Raw genomic sequence first — 16,254 nt, 5'->3', positions numbered from 1 at the left:
GCTCGTCCCCATGACGGCAAAGTCGATGAACATGAGCCCGCGTATGGGGCAGCGCATAGGTCGGCGCATGAGCCCGCGCCACGAACTGAGCCTCAAAAGTGCGCGGAAGCTGCTGACGCCCTTGCTGACGGAGCTGCCGGGCAGCCCACCCCTGCGGCGCTGGCTGACCCGCGCCCTGGGCGCCGCCCTCGCAGCGGCGGCGTACCTCCTCTGCCTCCCCTGGGACCTGCGCAACCGCCCCGAGACACCGGGCGCGATCAACGAGACCTCACCGGTGACGGCCCTTGGCATCACCGCCCTGGCCGTCTCGATGCTGTCCCTGGCGGCCTACTTCGGCTTCCGCGACCGCCTGGGCCTGGCGCTGCTGCTCGTGGCGGGTCCACCGGCGACGCTGATGTACGTCTCCTTCGACAGCCACCCGGAGCCGGACGCGTCGGTGTGGCCGCTGGCGTGGGGGTTCTTCGTGTTGGTGATGGGGGCTGGGGTGCTGGCGGTGGCGGGCTTCGCGCGCCTGTTCAGGGACAGCGAGGCCTGAGCGGGGCCAGACCGCCGTGGCCTGAGCGGGGTCAGACCGCCGTGGCCTGAGCGGGGTCAGACCGCCGTGGCCTGTCGGCGGCGATCGGCGAGCGCCCAGGACGCGACCCCCACGCCACCCGCGACACCGAAGACCGCGGGCCAGGCCCCGACCTTCTTGGCGAGCGGATGAGACCCGGCGAAGGCGGCGACGTACGTGGCGCTGAGCGCGGCGGCGGTCTTCGCGCCCGCGCTCTGCCGCCACTGCTGAGCGGCAGCGGCTCCCGCGGCGGCGAGGACGACGCCACCAAGGGCCCGCTTCTTGCTCCACCGGGCGACGGCGTATCCCCCGACGATCCCCGTGACGGCCACTGCTGCTGCCGGTACCTGCGCCATGCCTGCCTCGCTTCCACGGCTTCCAGCCGATACGTCCTCAATGCGCCTGCGGCCCGAGGCTAACGCGCCTGGAAAGCCTTGCGGCGAGGGGGTCTGCGCCACGTAGGTTGGTGAGGGTGTGCGCTGCGCATCCGCGGCGCGCTCGAAGGCGCAGCCGACGAGGGACCGATAGTAGAGATGACCGCGCGAACCACTGCCTCCAGTACCCGAACCGCCCTGGTCATCGGGGGTGGAGTCGCAGGCCTGGTGGCGGCGATGGCGTTGCACAAGGCGGGCATCGAGGCACGGGTGTACGAGGCGTACGACGCCCATTCGGGGGCCCGGGGCGGTGGCGGCGGTGGTGGCCGGGGCGGCGGCCGGGGCGGTGCGATGACGATCGCCCCGAACGGCCAGCAGGCGCTGGAGGCGATCGACGCGGCGGAGGCGGTGCGCACCATCGGCACCCCGGTGACGGCCCTGGCCCTGCGCAGCTGGACGGGCAGGCACCTGGCCCAACTCGCCCCGCCCGCCGACCTTCCCGCCACGTGCTTCGTCTGGCGCACGGAGCTGCACGAGGCGATCGAGGCGGAGGCTTCGAGCCGCGGGATCCCCGTCCACAAGGGCAAGCGCCTCCTGGACGCGACGGACACGGGCACGGGCGTGACGGCGCGCTTCTCGGACGGCTCGCAGGCGAAGGCGGACATCCTGATCGGCGCGGACGGTCTGCGCTCGACGGTACGAGCGCTGATCGACCCGTCCTTCCCGAAGCCGCACTACGCGGGGACGCTCACCTTCACGGCACGAGTCCCCAAGACGGAACTCCCCTCCACGGAGGGGGTGTTGTACATGTGCTACGGCAAGAAGGCGTACTTCGCGTACCAGATCTTCGACGACGCGTCGGCGGCCTGGTCCGTGACCCTGCCGCACCGCGAGCCGCTGACGCAGGCGGAGGCGCAGGCGGTGGGCGCGGGGGAGTGGCTGAAGCGCCTGCGGGAGGCCTTCACGGACGACCGCACCCCGGCCCCCGACCTCCTGGCGGACACGTCCCCGGATGACGTGCTGATCACGGGCCCCACAGAAACGATGCCTCCCGTCCCGACCTGGAGCCGGGGCCGCATGATCCTGATCGGAGACGCGGCACACGCGATGTCCCCGACGTCGGGCCAGGGCGCCTCCTTGGCCTCGGAGGGCGCGGTACAACTGGCCCGCTGCCTGAGGGACTTGCCGGTAGGCAAGGCATTCAAGGCATACGAGTCCCTGCGCCGCCCCCGGGTGGACCGCATCCTGAAACACACGACGGCCACGGCAACGGCCACATCGGCCGCGGCCCGCACAGCAACGCCGAAGCCGGCGGGACCTTTGAGCCGGGCGCTGCGCGACGCGCTGCTGCCGGTGGCCACGAAGGTGGGCGGGGCTGGGGGAGCGGTTTGGGGGGCCTGGCAGTTCGAGCATCGGATTGAGTGGGATGAGCGGGTGGGGTAGGTCCCGCTGGGGGCCAGGCTTGCCGGAGCTCGGTCAGAGCTTGCGTTCCACCGGGAGCGCAGGGTGACGGACCATTCGGCCAGGTCCCGCGGCATGGACCAGTCGCGAAGTGCGCACCCAGGAACAGGTGGCCGGGCGTCTGTCCTGTTTTTTCGGGCTAATGCAGGCCCTGCGTCTGCAACGCCTCTATGAAGCGGGACCACGAGGACGGGCGCACCGCCAGGTGAGGGAGGTCGGGGTCCTTGGAGTCGCGTACACGAGCAGAGCCGGAAGTGAACGCTGCCTCCACGCACTCGGTGCCACTTCCCCCGCTGTAGGAGGACTTGAACCAGTCGAGCCGCTGCTCGTGATCCATCAGAGTTCCCTCAGTGTTCGACGGATGGTCTCTGTGGATGTTGCCAGATCCAGGGCCTGGGCGCGGAGGTAATCGAACGCCAAGGTGTAGCGCTCGAGTTCCGGCTGCTTCTCCATGAAGAGTCCGCCGCCCAGGATGTCCACGTAGACCACATCCAACTCCTGTGTGGGGCCGCGCAGTACGACGAAACTCCCGACTGCTGCCGCATGGGCGCCGGCGGCGAACGGCAGTATCTGCAGCGTCACATGGGGTGCAGCTGCCAGATCCAGCAGCTGCTGAAGCTGTTCCCGCATCACGTGCTTGCCACCGACACAGCGGCGGATGACGGCCTCGTCGACGATGGCCCAGATATGAGGCGGTTCATCGCGCGTCAACAGCTCCTGCCGTTTCATGCGGATATCCACCATGTGCTGCACCTCTCGCTCGTCGCAGCGCATTTCGGAGGCACGGTGGACAGCCTCGGCGTATGCCCGTGTCTGGAGCAGACCGGGGACGTACATGCAGGCGTAGTGATCCTCTCGTGTCACTTCGTCCTCAAGGGTGAGCATCAGGTTCATCGAATCTGGGACGGGGTCGGCCAGGGATCGCCACCACCCCTGGATCTTGGCCCCTTTCGCGAGCTCGACAAGAGCACCGCGCTCTTCGTCCGTCGTGTCGTACTCGCGGCAAAGGGCGTCCACCGCAGGCCATTTGACGGCCCCCTCCTTGGTCTCGTACCGACTGAGGGTGGCCTTGGAGATCCCGACTCGCGTGCCGGCTTCTTCGAGGGTCAGCCCCTTGCGCTCGCGCAGGCGGCGCAGATCCGCGCCGAGTTGGCGGCGGCGGGTGGTTGGTCCGACTGGCATGGTCCGGCCCTTCGTGTTGATCGCAACGAGCGTGCCCGCGTGGCGGGCCCTGGGCAAGGTTGCATGCGCCGGGGGCGTGCGAAGTGGCTGCGTGCTCCCTGAAGTTCCTTGTGAGAGTTCCATTTTGGAACTCTCACTGCAACCCTGAGTGCTGATGGAAATGCATGCAGTGACGTCGATCCGACTAAAGGGAGTTGCACGCTCATGGGAGAAAACGGTCGTGGAGTCCCGCGTATTGGATGGGAGTTGGCATTCCTCGCGGAACCCGGGGAGGTGGCGGCCCTGCGCCGCATCGTTCGACTGCATCTAGTCCAGTGGGAGCTGCCGGATGTGGTCGATGCAGCGCAGCTGTGCGTGAGCGAGCTGGTTACGAATGTCATCGAGCATGTGGGGATCGGTACGCCGACGGTTCTGGGGCTGTCGATGCGTGGGCCGTTCGTGCGCATCGAAGTCCGGGACCCGGACGCGCGGGTGCTCCCCACTCTTGTCGCAGCGGAACGGGACGCGGAAGCCGGGCGCGGGGTGGCCCTCGTGAATGAGCTTGCCGAAAGGTGGGGGGTGCTACCGGGAGCGGACTCGAAGGTGACGTGGTGCGAGCTGGCCACTGGGGACGGTGCGCCGAACGGGCACCTGATCTGTCCCCATGTCGGCAGGGCCGAGACGGTGATCAGAAGTTATGGGGGTGTGAGGGGCTCGAGGAACAGAACGCGCTCAAGGCTCGGTACCGCAGTGGCGGAAGAGGCCGCGATCGATGTGATCGCAGACCTCCTCCACTGGCTTCGGGCCCACGACTGCGATCCGGACGAAGCCTTGGATCGAGCACAGCTCCACTTCGAGGCCGAGGTGGAGGAGGCCGAATGGGCGATCGGTCAGTGAGCCAGTGCATCCCGGAAGAAGCCAATGGACGGGTCTTCCGGAGTGCCCACGAGCAGGGCCCGATCGAGCAGCGCATTGTTCAGCTCGCAACTCGTCTCGGGCAGCAGGACACAAGCGTGGCAGGCGCCGAGGTTGACACTGCCTGCTCCGCCTGCCTCCGACTCGATGCAGAGCGGGTCGGCGGAGCACCACCCCGCGCGGTGCAGGGCGGATCGCAAGGTAGTGGCCAGGCGCTCGGGTTCGCCTTGGGCGACAACGCCACCGAGGCTCCCTGCCGAGTCGCTTGTCGCGGTGTAGATGAGCACCCCGGCCATCGTCTCGCCCGAGTAGAGGCGTTCCCGAAGCGCTGCGGCCGGATAACCGCCGTCCAGGCTCCACTCGTTGATCAGCGCATGCGCCAGCGTATGGAGCAACACAAAGCGAGGGGTAGCAGGAGACTCCGGCGCGGCCGCAGGATCCGAGGCCCGCTCGCGGAGCTGTCGCTGATGGTTGCTCCGCATGCGTTCCACCCGGGCGGCGACCGCCACATTCCGTGCCCAGGAGTCGATTCGTTCTGCATCGACGCGGAGGAACACCCCCTCGCCTTGGACCTCCATGGCGGGAAGCCAGTCGAGGTCGGCGAGGGACAACCGAGCCTCGTGGACCTCTGCGTTGGTGTCCGGGGCCTCCACCCGGGAGAACGCCTTGAGGGCCCGGACCTCACGCAGCCGCTTGACCAGCATCGGACCGGTCAGACCGAGGTGCGCCAGGTCTGCCGATTGGGTGGCCGGTGGCTCGCAGACGAATTGCTCCTGCTGGTTTCCCTCACCCTCGGGGTTACCGCTGCGCAGGTGGGCGTACTCCTGGTTGCGCAATGCGCGATACGCCTCTTCGCTGTTGGCTCCCTGCTCACCTCCCGCGCCATCGTTCTGCTCGGCGTCAAGCAGGGCCAGTACCGCGTCCGCAGGGAGCTCGACACCATCCCGCATCGTCTGGATCTTCAGATAGAGGGGGATCTCGGAGCGATCGAGACTGCGGAGGTCGTCCCGGTAGGGCGCGAGGCGGTCCGCCAGACCATCGTTCCCTGGTGGGATGGGGATGGAGAGCGCGGACTTGACGATCGGTAGCCAGGCCGCGGACGAACCGCGTTGGAGGGTACGGGGCTGTTCGGAACAGAATTCAGTGGGTGCGTCCTTGAGCCACGGTCGCTTGCCCTCGCACCGCACTGCGAGGCCGGCCAACGCGGTGCGTCGGAATGCCCCTTCCATCGAGACCTCGGGAATGCCGCAGGTGCACGAGATGACAATGGAGCGCAACGAAGCGGTCCGGCCGCTGGTCCGCAGGCGCATCTCGCCCCCGCAGTGGCCCGTCGCTCCCTCCGCGCGGTTTCCACGGTGCGCCCACCTCCAATACGGGAAGTCGTCGATGTGCCCGTGGGCGCAGGCCATGACGAAGCGCGAGGGGACCAGATCTTCCTGGCAGTCGCCGCATTCGTTCTTGCCCGGGGGAGAATTGAAGCCCCGGACATGCTGAAGGGAGCCGCAGCTCGGGCAGGAATGCCAGAGAGGGAAACGGCGTACTCGAACGCCGTCCTTACTGGTGTCGTCCGAAGCGGGAGGCAGGCGGAAGGACCGCACGCCGAGTACTCGCGCGAGCCGGGGCTCCTGGATCACGGGGGCTTCTTCGATGTTCCAGGAGTCGGTGCCTGCCACGATGAAGGACTCGTTCTCGACGGCGATCAGTGAGCCGACGCCGTACGTCGTGATCATCTGTGCTCGACGGACGGAGCCGCGTCGGGGGTAGCTGCGTTCGGGAGCGCTTGAGCCACGGCGGCGTCGGGCGGGGGGCGGGGTCATCGGGATGCCTCCATGAACAGTGCCGTCTCTGCGTCCACATCGCGCAGGCTCCACAAGGTCTGCCAGCCGTTGCCACTCGACTCGTCGTCGAAATTGCAGAGAAGGGAAGGGATCCTCTTCCCGCGGATCGGTGCGTAGTAGAGGCCACCGTGCGCCTCTGCCTCCCCGACCCACCAGTCGACGAACGCGTCGAAGGCGCGGGCGGTCGCCTCGTACTCCTCGTCGTCGACTCCCCGCACGCGTTCCAACAGGATGGGTCTGATCACCCGTCGGAGTTCGCCTTGGAACTCGTCGATGCGCCCCGCTCCATCGTTGGGGCGGGCGGTAGGGATCAGGATGCGGGCGAGAGCGACGACTACGGCGTGGAGTCCGCGATCACGGGAGCGGGCGGAGAAAGGAGTCACCGAGGTCGACTCCACCTCGCGGTAGAGCGCCGAGTGATAGTGCAGGAAGCTCTCGTAGTGCGAACGATCTCTGGAACGTGCTGAATTGAGCATGACCGCAACGAGGCCAGGGTGGCTCCGACCGACTCGACTGGTCGCCTGGATGTACTCCGCGGTGGTCTGAGGCTGACCCATGACGGCCATCAGTCCGAGACGGTCCACGTCGACACCGACGGAGATCATGTTCGTTGCCAGCAGCACATCGACCGTCTCATCGTCCGGATACCGCCTCTCGATCTGTTTGAGGCGGGCGGGGATCTCACTGGAGGTGGCCCGGCTGGTGAGCTCTGTCATCTCCTGGATGAGCCGCTTGCCGGTGCCGTCGCGCTCGGCCAGATACTCCAGATATGCCTCGACATCGTCTCTGACCTGCAGATCGGCGGCCGCCAGCAGCCGGAGGCTGTTGAAGTAGCCGACCAGGGTCCAATAGGCGTCACGCACCTCTTCCGAAGTGTCGGTGTTCATCGCGTGGTGCAGCAGCGTCGCGTAGGTCCGGATGAGCAGGGTCGACTGACTCGTGCTCGGGGTGAGCAGACCGACGTACTGTCGGCTCGCCTTGCTCTCGCGGGCTGTCTCCACGGCGAACCAGGAGTCCCTGGAGTCCAGTCCGGCCGGAGGGAACTGTGAGACCGAGCGGGCGAACAGCGCATTGCCCTGATCGCTCGCCCGCCGGATGGTCGCGGTCGAGGCGATCACCTTTGGTCGGTCCGCGAGGGCGTCCACCGCGGTTTCGTACAGTCCGGTGAGAGTGCCCAGCGGGCCGGAGATGAGATGGAGCTCGTCCTGGACGATCAGTTCGGGAGGAGGCGTGCCGTCCGCTCGGTCCCGATTGAAGAGCGCCGCCGTCTCCTCTCGCCAGGGCATGGACGCGAATTTGTCCACGGTGGCGATCACAAGAGTGGGGCGGGCGTCGTAGACGGCGTCGTCGACCAGGTGGACCGGGAGCCCGTCATGAAAGTCGCAGGCGAGGTCGGGGCAGCGCACGTGCATGCGGCGCGCTTCCTCTTCCACCTCGTACTGGTGGGCGTCTAGGCGGGTGCCGCACCAGGGGCAGGCGTGGAGTTGGACCGGGTTCTTCTCCTGGAGGGACTTGCCCTTCCGGAGCTCCGCCAGGCTTTCCGCTGCTACGTCCAGTTTGTTGGGGGTCGAGGACTGGCCGACCCACATTCCGATGGAGATCGGCTCGTCTCCGAGCAACTCCTGGTCCGCAATCCGCATTTGCTCCATGGCACAGATGAGGATGGCAGCGCGCTCGAACTGCTGCAGGGTCAGCAGCCGCAGCGTGTATCGCATCAGCACGGTGACACCGGCTCCATGCGCCCGCAGTCGCATGCGACGTAGGAAAGTGGTGAAGGCGATCAAGCCCAGGTACGCCTCGGTCTTGCCACCACCGGTAGGGAACCAGAGCAGATCAGCGGTCCTTCGGTCCTCGTGTTCGGGGTCGACGATCCCTTCGAGGCAGAGCAGCACGAAGGAGATCTGGAAGGGGCGCCAGCGACCCGACGACAGGTCGGGCGTGCCTGTACGGCCGTCCTTCACCCATGAGCTACGGGCCCGCTGCTGGGCCATGGCCTCGTTGGCGAGCTTGAACGCTCGCATGATCTCCGGTCTTTCCAGGTCTGCCAGGAGTCGGATACCTCGTCGCATCCGATCAAGGGCCACACCGCACAGTTCGATCTGCTCCCGGGCGGGTGTCTCGAACGGCGTGCCGACCAGTTCCTCCGCCTCGGCCGCCTTCCGGTCGATCCACTCCGCATAACCCACGAGAAGGCCTTCGAGGGCCGCAAGGATCTCGGCGTCCGGGCGGGCCGCAAGTCCGAGCATGGTGAGGGCCGAGGAGTCGATCTCCGGGTTGGAGTCGGTCAGCAGAACCTCATGGGCGGGAACGAACTCGGTCCGGACGTGGTCGATCGCGGCACGGTCGAGGAGCGGGGATCCAATGGGGGGAGGCGTCCAGTCCCAGTCGGCCGCGCATCCGTGTCCGGTCGCGAACGTGGGCGCGTGCCGGTGGAGCAGTCTGCTGGTGGCCTGCTCGGCGTCGACGGCCTTGGAAGTGGGTTGTCTCTCCACGAAGGCGCGCTCTCCGGCGGGGGTGCTGACGGTGAGGCGAGGTTGGAACAGGCTGAAAGCATCCTGCAGTTCGCGTTCACTGACACGTCGCTCGTTGACCAACGAGATCGTGACGGTGACGGTGCCGTCGAGCGATGGAGCGCGGACCAGTGCACGGACGCTCACACCGTCTGCCACGGTTTCCGAAGGTCGCGGAAGGGAGTCGGTCACGTCAACTGTGACGGGAGGGAACTTCAAGGGGCGCCGCCGCCAGCGCTCGCTCTGGTCGGCGGTGCTGCGCGCCTCGGCGCGTTTGGCGGTTACAGGACGTCCCTCCGCGTCGACAGGGTCGTACGCGGCGGCCTCGGTCGTGACGACGATGGTCCGGGACACCCGGGGGTCGACCGCGAAGGTCAGCCCCATCGACGACGGTCGGCGGTCGTTGGCCAGCGAAATCCCGATGTCGGGGGTGGGATCCTCGGTGTCCCTGCTCCTCAGCACGGCGGTGTCGTCGACGCCGTCGTTCTCGGCCCTGTCGGAGACGAGTTCCTCCTCGGCGGCCTCGCCTGCCCCCCGTGGGAACAGCACGCCGATCGGATAAGCGGTGATCGGAGGATCGTGGGCCAGCACTTCGTCCTCGGCGCCGGGACCCAGCAGGTCCCGGCGCAGCTGGGCGACCAAGCCGTCCCGGACCGCGTAGTGCGCTGCATGGCCCTTACCGTCGTGCCTCATCGGTCGTTCCCTTCCTGGGCGTGGCCGCCCGATGTGTAGCGCCCCAGCCCGGTCATGCGCGGCAACAGCCATACGCCGTGTTCCCCGAGCCCGGCGCGGACCCCGGAGGCCACGCTTCCGGCCACGGCCTCGACGGTGTCGACGCGGAATCCAGTGATCGCTGATGGCCAGCGAACCTCCCAGTTACGGCTGACCTTGAGGGACGAGTACAGATCCATACGGAACTTCTTCGAGACCAGGCCGACCGGCATCCCCTCGTGGTACACGGCGTAGGGGGGACTCTGGTCGGCATCGGACCGTAGATCGTGCAGACGCCGCAGGACGAGCGGATCACCGGTGTGCACAGAGCCGGTGAGGTGCTCCTGTACCGCCCGTGGGTCTAAGTCGAAACCGTCCGTGCCCGGGGGATGTTCGCGGCAGACGTCGCCTCCGGTCGCCTCGATGCCGTGGCGCGCGTACGACTTCCAACCGCCCACATACCAGCGGTTGATGGCCCGGTCGCGGCGGATCACTGCGGTGTTCGGCGCGGCAACCCGATAGAGGTCCTCCCGAGGGCGTGTCATCGCAACGTAGAGGGCCCGCGCCTCGGCCGCCGGGTCGAGGTGCGTGTGTTGCTTGCTCAACTCGGATATGGCAGCGGGCTCCATGACGATCACTCGATCGAATTCGAGGCCCTTCGCGCGATGAATCGTGGAGACCACGAGCCGGGAGGGTTCGGCGGCGGCCAGGTCATCGGGAAATCGGCCTTCCACTATGAGCCTGCGTACACCGGCGATGTCCATCAGGCCGCGCGACGCGCGTGCGGCACCCCGCAGAGATCGCCAAAGGGGCGCGGGATCGACATCGGACGATGTCCCGGCCTCGGACAGAATCTCCCGGAAGCGATCCTCGCTCAGGGTGGCGGATCCGGTCCGCCTCAGCAGGCCGGCTACCCACGCTGGTACCGGGCGGTCCTGGAGCGAGCGTTGGAGGCGATGGGGGACACCCTGCTGGAACAAGGTCTCCGTCAGGACCAGCGCCTGTCGGTTGTCCCGGCAGAGGATCGCGCACGTACCCGGATAGTCATTGAGTGATCCGACGACGAAGGGGGCGGAGAGCTCGCCGAAATCGGGGCAGGCCAGAAGCCGCTCCCGTAGCTGCCGGTACGCGGACTCGCCCACCGTTGCTGCCTCGGAAGGGTCGGATGGCAGCCCGTGAAGTGTGGGGCCCACGGACAGTGCCGTACGGGCCTCCTCGCTTCGGGCACGGAAATTGGCCGACAGATGCAGTTCGACGAGATCATCGGAGTACGAGACGCGCAACCAGTCGAAGAAGTAGTTGGTCTCGGCGGCCCGAGCATCCGGATCGGCTACCTGGAACCCGTACACGGCCTGAGCACTGTCGCCGACCACCGTGAAGCCGCAGCTGTCCTGGAACCGGTCGAGCAAGGTCTCCACCATGTTCCGACGGTCGCCGACCAGGTCCTGGACCTCGTCGATGACCACATGTGCCGGCGCGCCGAGCTCCCCGGCCTCCACTGCACCCTTGGTGATCGCTCTTTCAGCCTCGCGAATGCGTTCGTCGAAGGTGTAGCGGCTCCACTCCTCGTCGGGGTAGGCGTTGGTCAACAGTGCGTACGCCCAGGAGTCGAAGGTCTGGGCTCGGACCCGCCGGGCTTGTCGGCCGTGGGCGGAGATCCGCACGCGTAGCTCGCGCACAGCGGCACGCGAGAAGCTGAGTACGAGGATCTCGCCCGCCTCCAGAGCGTCCTCCTCGCGGCTCACCAGGGCGTCGAGACGTCTTACGAGGGTGTGGGTCTTGCCCGCGCCTGCCCCGGCCGTCACCAGGACCCGTGCGTCCCAGGGCTGATCGACGACTGCTTGCTGCTCCGGGGTGAGAGCGGGACTGTCCGCGTACATGCTCGTCACTTGGCACTCCACAGGTGCTCGAACCGGGTGAAGGCCAGGGCTTTGTCGTAATTCTTGATGTTGTCCCTGACATTGAGGATCAGGCAGGTGTCCTCGCCGCCGTTGCGCGGCCCACGGAGGCCACGTCCGATCATCTGCTGGTACATGTTCGGGCTGTACGTGGGGCGTGCCACGACGACAGCTCGGGTGGCGGGAGCATCGAATCCCTGAGTAAGGACCCCGTAGTTGGTGAGGACGCGGGTCTGTCGCCGCCGGAACGAGTCGATGCGCCGTCGGCGTTCGGTGGGGGAGGTCGTGGAGTCGACGGCCGCTGCGGTGATGGCTTTGTCGTTGAGCTTGGCCGCGAGGAACTTGGCATGGCCGACGGACGTGGCGAACACCAGGACGGGCCAGCGCTCGGGCATGGCAAGGATCTCGTCGATGATGCGCCTGTTGCGATCGTTGTCGTCGGCCAGCCGCTGTTCCGCGGCTTTGGAGAGCACGCTCAGCTGATCGGCGCGATCCTGCTCGTCACGCGTCAACTCGATCGAACCACCGGTCAGTTCCTTGTGTGTGACTCGGGCCAACATGCCGAGTTCCTGCAGTTCGGAGTAGGGGTCGTTCGAAGTGAAGATGCCTTCGTCCAACCGGCGGCCACCAAAGCGTTGGATCAGCCGCTTCGTCTCGTCGACGTTGGTGTTGCGGAAGGGGGTCGCGGTGAGACCCAGCAGGTGGCGGTCGGTGCGCGAGTGCGTGAGGCCGAGCAGCGCCAGGATTTCCGTGTACTGCGGGGCGATCGCCACGTGGGCCTCGTCCACGATGACCAGGGACGCCTTCCGTAGCCAGGCGTATGCGTGGGTGTCGAGCGACACGCGCAGCTTGGCATCCGTGGCCACGACGAGGTGCGGGCGATCGCCGATGGGCCCGGCTTCGTTCGATGCCCAGAGCCTGCTGATCGCCAGAGGGCTGTCGGCCCCGACTTTCGACCATACGAACTGCCAGCTCTGCACTGCCTGCTCGCAAAGCTCCTCGGTCTGTGCGATCCACAGGATCGGGCCGTCGAGCTGCCCGTCCTGCTTGATCCAGCGGATGACCGCCTCGGAGGCCACCCGGGTCTTTCCCGCGCCGGTGGGAAGGGACAACATGCCGCGCTGAGGAGAGATCCGGTCCAGCATGGCGAAGACATTGGTGGCGAGGCGTTCTTGGTAGTCGTGGAGACGGGGGAACTCCGTCGGGCCGTCGACGTCGACACGTGGCGCCAACGAGGGGGCGCGAACACCGGCGAACGAGTCAGGGAAGCCCAGATCGGAGACGAACGTCACGGCGCGGGTCGCACCGGTGAAGGAGGAGGGCGCATGGCTGGGGTATGCGGCGGCCAGGTCCTTGGCGTGCACCTGGAGCACTCCGTCACCATGCGCGTTGTACGCCATCTGCGCGATGCGCTGAGTCGAAGGCGTCGCACCGCCGATGTCCGCCTGCTCGCTGGCGAACAGCCCTGCTGGTAGTCCCGCACGCAGTGCGTCGGCGCCGATCAGAAGCTCCAGCTTGTCCACGACGGATGCGGCTTCCCGCACGGCGCGGAGCGAATCCTGAAGCTGTTGATCCTGCTCCTGCCGATCCTGTGCTTCGAGAACCGCCTGGCACCCGGCCTTGCCCAGTCGCCAACGGAGTTCACGGTCCGCCGCGGTCAGGGTGGTCAGTCGGTCCGCCGGGGCGAGGACGAGCACGGTGGTGCCCTCCAGCGCGCTCTTCAGCGGTGTGGCACGCATCCCGTTGGGAGTGCGCACGACCTCCTCCAGCTCCGAGCAGTACTGCAGGTTGAAGTTGTTGACGGAAGTGCCCAACCGCTGGCGGAGCGCGGGGAATTCATCCCTCAGCAAAATGGGCTCGCCGGAGGTGACGCGCTGGGTCTCCTTGCTGATGACGTCGGAGTAGCGCAGCATGCCCCACTGGCCGATCATCAGCTCGGCATCCTCCGGAGTTCCTGCGAGGAGGGCCGGGAGCTGTTCGGCCCGCAGAGCCCGGTACTCGTCGGACGTTGCGGCTACCGCGATCTCGCCGTCCTCTCGCGTGTCCCACTCCATCCCGACGCGGCAGCGGGTCAAGGAGTCCTCGGGGAAACCCACTTGAAGGCGGGTCAGCATCACGTAGGTGCGTCCGACGAAGGTGTCGTCCTCACTCCTGAGCAGCTCCTCCATCAGCTGCTCCCACTGGGATTCCGGCACATCGTCGACGACGACCGGAAGATGCAGCTTGCGAGCTTTCTCCGGGCTGATGTCGGCGACCGGCAGCACGTCGCTGTAGGCCTTCAGCTGTGGGCCCGCCGCGTTCGCGAGACGCATGACACCCTTCGAGGTCTCCACAAGGCCGTGTCGGCGCACCATCCATCGCAACGGGGACGCAACAGGCTTCCGCGTGGCGGCCTGCGCCCCGAACTGGCGGGTCCAGACGTCGATCACGGATTCGTCCGGGAGAGCCTTGACGAACGCTGCCTTTCCTTCGTCCGAAAGCAGGGGGAGGAGATGCAGAGGGCCACCGATCGCAGCGCCCTCCAGCTTGAGGCGGGAGATCTGCGGGCGACTGGCGTTGCTGTCGAGCGTTCGGCAGTAGGCGTCGAAGACCGCCGTCCGGTATTCGTCGAACCAGGGCTCGTCCTCCGGGCGGTAGCCGCCGGTCGGGCGATCGAGCAGGCCGAACTCGCGGAAGACGGCCATGTCGTCGGAGTGGAAACCCATGTCCACGGCCACTGAGACGTCACGCGACCCGTCGCCCGGCACCACCCGGCCCGGGATCATGCAGTCCCGCATGCGGTGGTAGCGGCCGTCCTTGGTCCGGACGTACAAGGTCTCCAGCGGATGCGGAACCCGGGCTCGCACCTCGGTGGTGACGTGGCTGCCTCCGGCGCTGTGGAAGAGCTCCCAGAACCGGGTCCAGTCCTGGTCCGAGTAGCGGGCGAACCCTTGCTCGAGCACGCCGACGAAGCGCCCGCGGGCATCCGCTTCACGGATGCCGATCACGTTGAGGGCAGAGAGGAGAGACACATCCGCCGAGAGCTTGGCATCGGCGTAGACGAGATCGTCCTTGAGGCCGTCCTGCACGGTCCGCCGGAACACTTTGCCTGCGACTGGCGCGACCAGGCCGTGCTCTTCGGTCAACACGATGCGGGCGGTACGTGCCTCGTCGGCGAACGGTGAGGCATCGTTGATCATCTCGGCGAGGATGTGGATCGCCACGGCCGAGGCGTCGGCCGAGCCGTCGGCCACCAGCGCCTCCAGCCACTCGCGGACCGTGGCGCGCTCCTGTTTTGCCGCGGCGATGATGTGCTCGACCTTGCCGGAGCGGATTTCGGCAGCCTCGACCGAGGGATGGATCCAGTCGGCCGGCCTGCCCGGATAGGCGTTCCACAAGTCCAGCCACTGGGCCTTCAGTTTCCCCCGCTTACCCATGTCCGGGTGGAGGTGGAGGTCCCGAGGGATACGCAGAACGCCGTCCTGGTCGGGAAGAGAGGGGCGTTGCGCCGCGATCTCCCAGACTTGCTCGGTCAGTTGCTGGTCGGCCCAGTTGAGCGTCTCCGATTCCTTCGTTCGCCCGGGGAGCAGGGGGAGGTAGGCGCCGGGGTCCTGCGGAGGAGTGAGGTGGGGCAGCGACTCCACGACCAAGCGGGCCGCGACTCGGATGATCTCTTCATTGAACGGACTGGCATCCAGCAGGTTCTGTCTGTCCTCGTTCGTCTTCCACGCGCCGTTGAGAGCGCCGCTCAATGTCATGGGGTACTTGGTCGGGAAGAAGGACCAGAACTCGCCGCGCCCACGCGGTGCGGTCAACAGCTTGTCGCCGGAGTACTCGGGCACGGCCCAAGCGATGTCGATGGTTCCCCGGTCATGCATCTCGCCGGCGCTGCGCCGGGCGGCCTCGGTGGGGCGGTGTGCGTGGGTGAACACCTTCCAGTCCGTCCGCGAGGCCTGCTGTCCGGTGCGCTGCTCGTGGATCGTGTGCCGGAATCCCTCGTGTTCGACCTTGATGACACGACGGATGGGGGGCATGGCGCGGCGATCCTCGAGTACGACCGTTCCGACGTGGTGCGAGAAGAGGAGGAATCGGGAGGGGAACTCCTTCTGCACGCTCGCCTTGTCGCCCTGGTGCATGTCGCCGGCGAGCCGCTTCGTCGCCCCGGCGGTCAGAGGAAGTCGCACCACTGTGGTCGCCCAGCCGAGGAGTTCGTCGAGGACCGGGTCGCCCCCTCGCTCCTTCGCCACATCGAGAGACCGGGCCATGCGGAGGACAGGGGCTTCGAACTCTGTACCGGGGGCTGCCCCGCGTGCCTCGCTGATCTTCGAGAAGGCCCATTCACGATCGAAGCCGAACCCGAAGATTGTTGAACTGTCGGAGGAGTGGTCCGTGTCGGTACTGAAGAACTGAGGTGTGTCCGTGATCGCGAGAACGGATTTCACGCCGACGCCGAAGCGACCGATCTGACCGCCTCTCTTTTTCGAAACGCTCATACGAAGGATCGTCTCGGCGCCCTCGGGGGTGACGGGTGTTCCTTCATTCGCGCAGTAGAGATGAGTTTCCGTGAGGACGGAATGAATCGTACCGCCCGGGTCGTTCGCGATTTCATCGGCAGCGTTCTGAACCAGTTCGAAGAGCTGTCGATCCCCGTACCCTCCCTGCGTGATACGGCGTTCGCCATTCGCATGCTCCTGGATCAGTCCAGGATCGACGCGATAGGTTTCCAGTACTCGCGCGGATTGCTCGACGATCTTCTTGATCACGGGCGAGGACTCCGAAGCGTCCGCCGTATTGCGCTGACTCACGGTTTCCCTTTTCTCTTGGCTGAGGGCGGAACGCGGGGTGCAGAGCGGG

10 protein-coding genes are annotated in these 16,254 nt (G+C 67.0%); 3 read left to right on the top strand and 7 right to left on the bottom strand.

All coding sequences use genetic code 11. The annotated features are described in order from the left end of the window. Positions 1-10 precede the first annotated feature (10 nt). The gene (locus ABZ833_RS17285; RefSeq protein ID WP_361047118.1) at positions 11-535 is read left to right on the top strand and encodes a hypothetical protein; all 525 of its coding nucleotides are present in this window, start codon (positions 11-13) and stop codon (positions 533-535) included. A 56-nt stretch (positions 536-591) separates the two neighbouring features. Here the strand turns inward: ABZ833_RS17285 and ABZ833_RS17280 are convergent, their stop codons facing one another. Further along, positions 592-909 (bottom strand): hypothetical protein, encoded by a 318-nt coding sequence (locus ABZ833_RS17280; RefSeq protein WP_361047115.1) that lies wholly within the window; start codon positions 907-909, stop codon positions 592-594. Between the two features lie 177 nt (positions 910-1,086). Here ABZ833_RS17280 and ABZ833_RS17275 point away from each other — a divergent pair, with 177 nt between their 5' ends. Beyond that, positions 1,087-2,370, top strand: a complete 1,284-nt coding sequence (locus ABZ833_RS17275; protein ID WP_361047112.1) for an NAD(P)/FAD-dependent oxidoreductase — start codon at positions 1,087-1,089, stop codon at positions 2,368-2,370. A gap of 157 nt (positions 2,371-2,527) precedes the next feature. Here the strand turns inward: ABZ833_RS17275 and ABZ833_RS17270 are convergent, their stop codons facing one another. Both ABZ833_RS17270 and ABZ833_RS17265 read right to left on the bottom strand, forming a co-directional pair. After that, positions 2,528-2,725: a DUF397 domain-containing protein gene (locus ABZ833_RS17270; protein WP_361047109.1), complete on the bottom strand. Its 198-nt coding sequence runs from the start codon at positions 2,723-2,725 to the stop codon at positions 2,528-2,530. Beyond that, the gene (locus ABZ833_RS17265; RefSeq protein WP_361047106.1) at positions 2,725-3,570 is read right to left on the bottom strand and encodes a helix-turn-helix transcriptional regulator; all 846 of its coding nucleotides are present in this window, start codon (positions 3,568-3,570) and stop codon (positions 2,725-2,727) included. Before ABZ833_RS17265 ends, ABZ833_RS17270 begins: the two co-directional genes overlap by 1 nt. Positions 3,571-3,774: 204 nt before the next feature. Here ABZ833_RS17265 and ABZ833_RS17260 point away from each other — a divergent pair, with 204 nt between their 5' ends. Continuing rightward, positions 3,775-4,446 carry an ATP-binding protein gene (locus ABZ833_RS17260; RefSeq protein ID WP_361047103.1) on the top strand — a complete coding sequence of 224 codons (672 nt, stop codon included), beginning with the start codon at positions 3,775-3,777 and terminating at the stop codon, positions 4,444-4,446. Here ABZ833_RS17260 and ABZ833_RS17255 read toward each other — a convergent pair. Genes ABZ833_RS17255 through ABZ833_RS17240 form a run of 4 tightly spaced genes read right to left on the bottom strand, consistent with a single transcriptional unit; the run spans position 4,440 to position 16,163 of the window. Beyond that, positions 4,440-6,281, bottom strand: a complete 1,842-nt coding sequence (locus tag ABZ833_RS17255) for a DUF1998 domain-containing protein (RefSeq protein ID WP_361047100.1) — start codon at positions 6,279-6,281, stop codon at positions 4,440-4,442. The genes ABZ833_RS17260 and ABZ833_RS17255 overlap by 7 nt on opposite strands. Further along, on the bottom strand, positions 6,278-9,505 hold the full coding sequence (locus ABZ833_RS17250; protein WP_361047522.1) for a helicase-related protein: 3,228 nt from the start codon (positions 9,503-9,505) through the stop codon (positions 6,278-6,280). The genes ABZ833_RS17255 and ABZ833_RS17250 overlap by 4 nt, the downstream gene beginning before the upstream one ends. Further along, entirely contained in the window at positions 9,502-11,403 is a 1,902-nt protein-coding gene (locus ABZ833_RS17245) for a UvrD-helicase domain-containing protein (RefSeq protein ID WP_361047520.1), read from the bottom strand. Before ABZ833_RS17245 ends, ABZ833_RS17250 begins: the two co-directional genes overlap by 4 nt. A gap of 5 nt (positions 11,404-11,408) precedes the next feature. Continuing rightward, entirely contained in the window at positions 11,409-16,163 is a 4,755-nt protein-coding gene (locus ABZ833_RS17240) for a DEAD/DEAH box helicase (protein WP_361047098.1), read from the bottom strand. Positions 16,164-16,254 lie beyond the last annotated feature (91 nt).

The sequence above is a fragment of the Streptomyces sp. NPDC047525 genome (assembly GCF_040643025.1).
Taxonomy (GTDB): Bacteria; Actinomycetota; Actinomycetes; order Streptomycetales; family Streptomycetaceae; genus Streptomyces; species Streptomyces durmitorensis.
The sequence above is the reverse complement of the archived record's forward strand: the minus strand, read 5'-3'. Positions and strand labels throughout refer to the sequence as shown.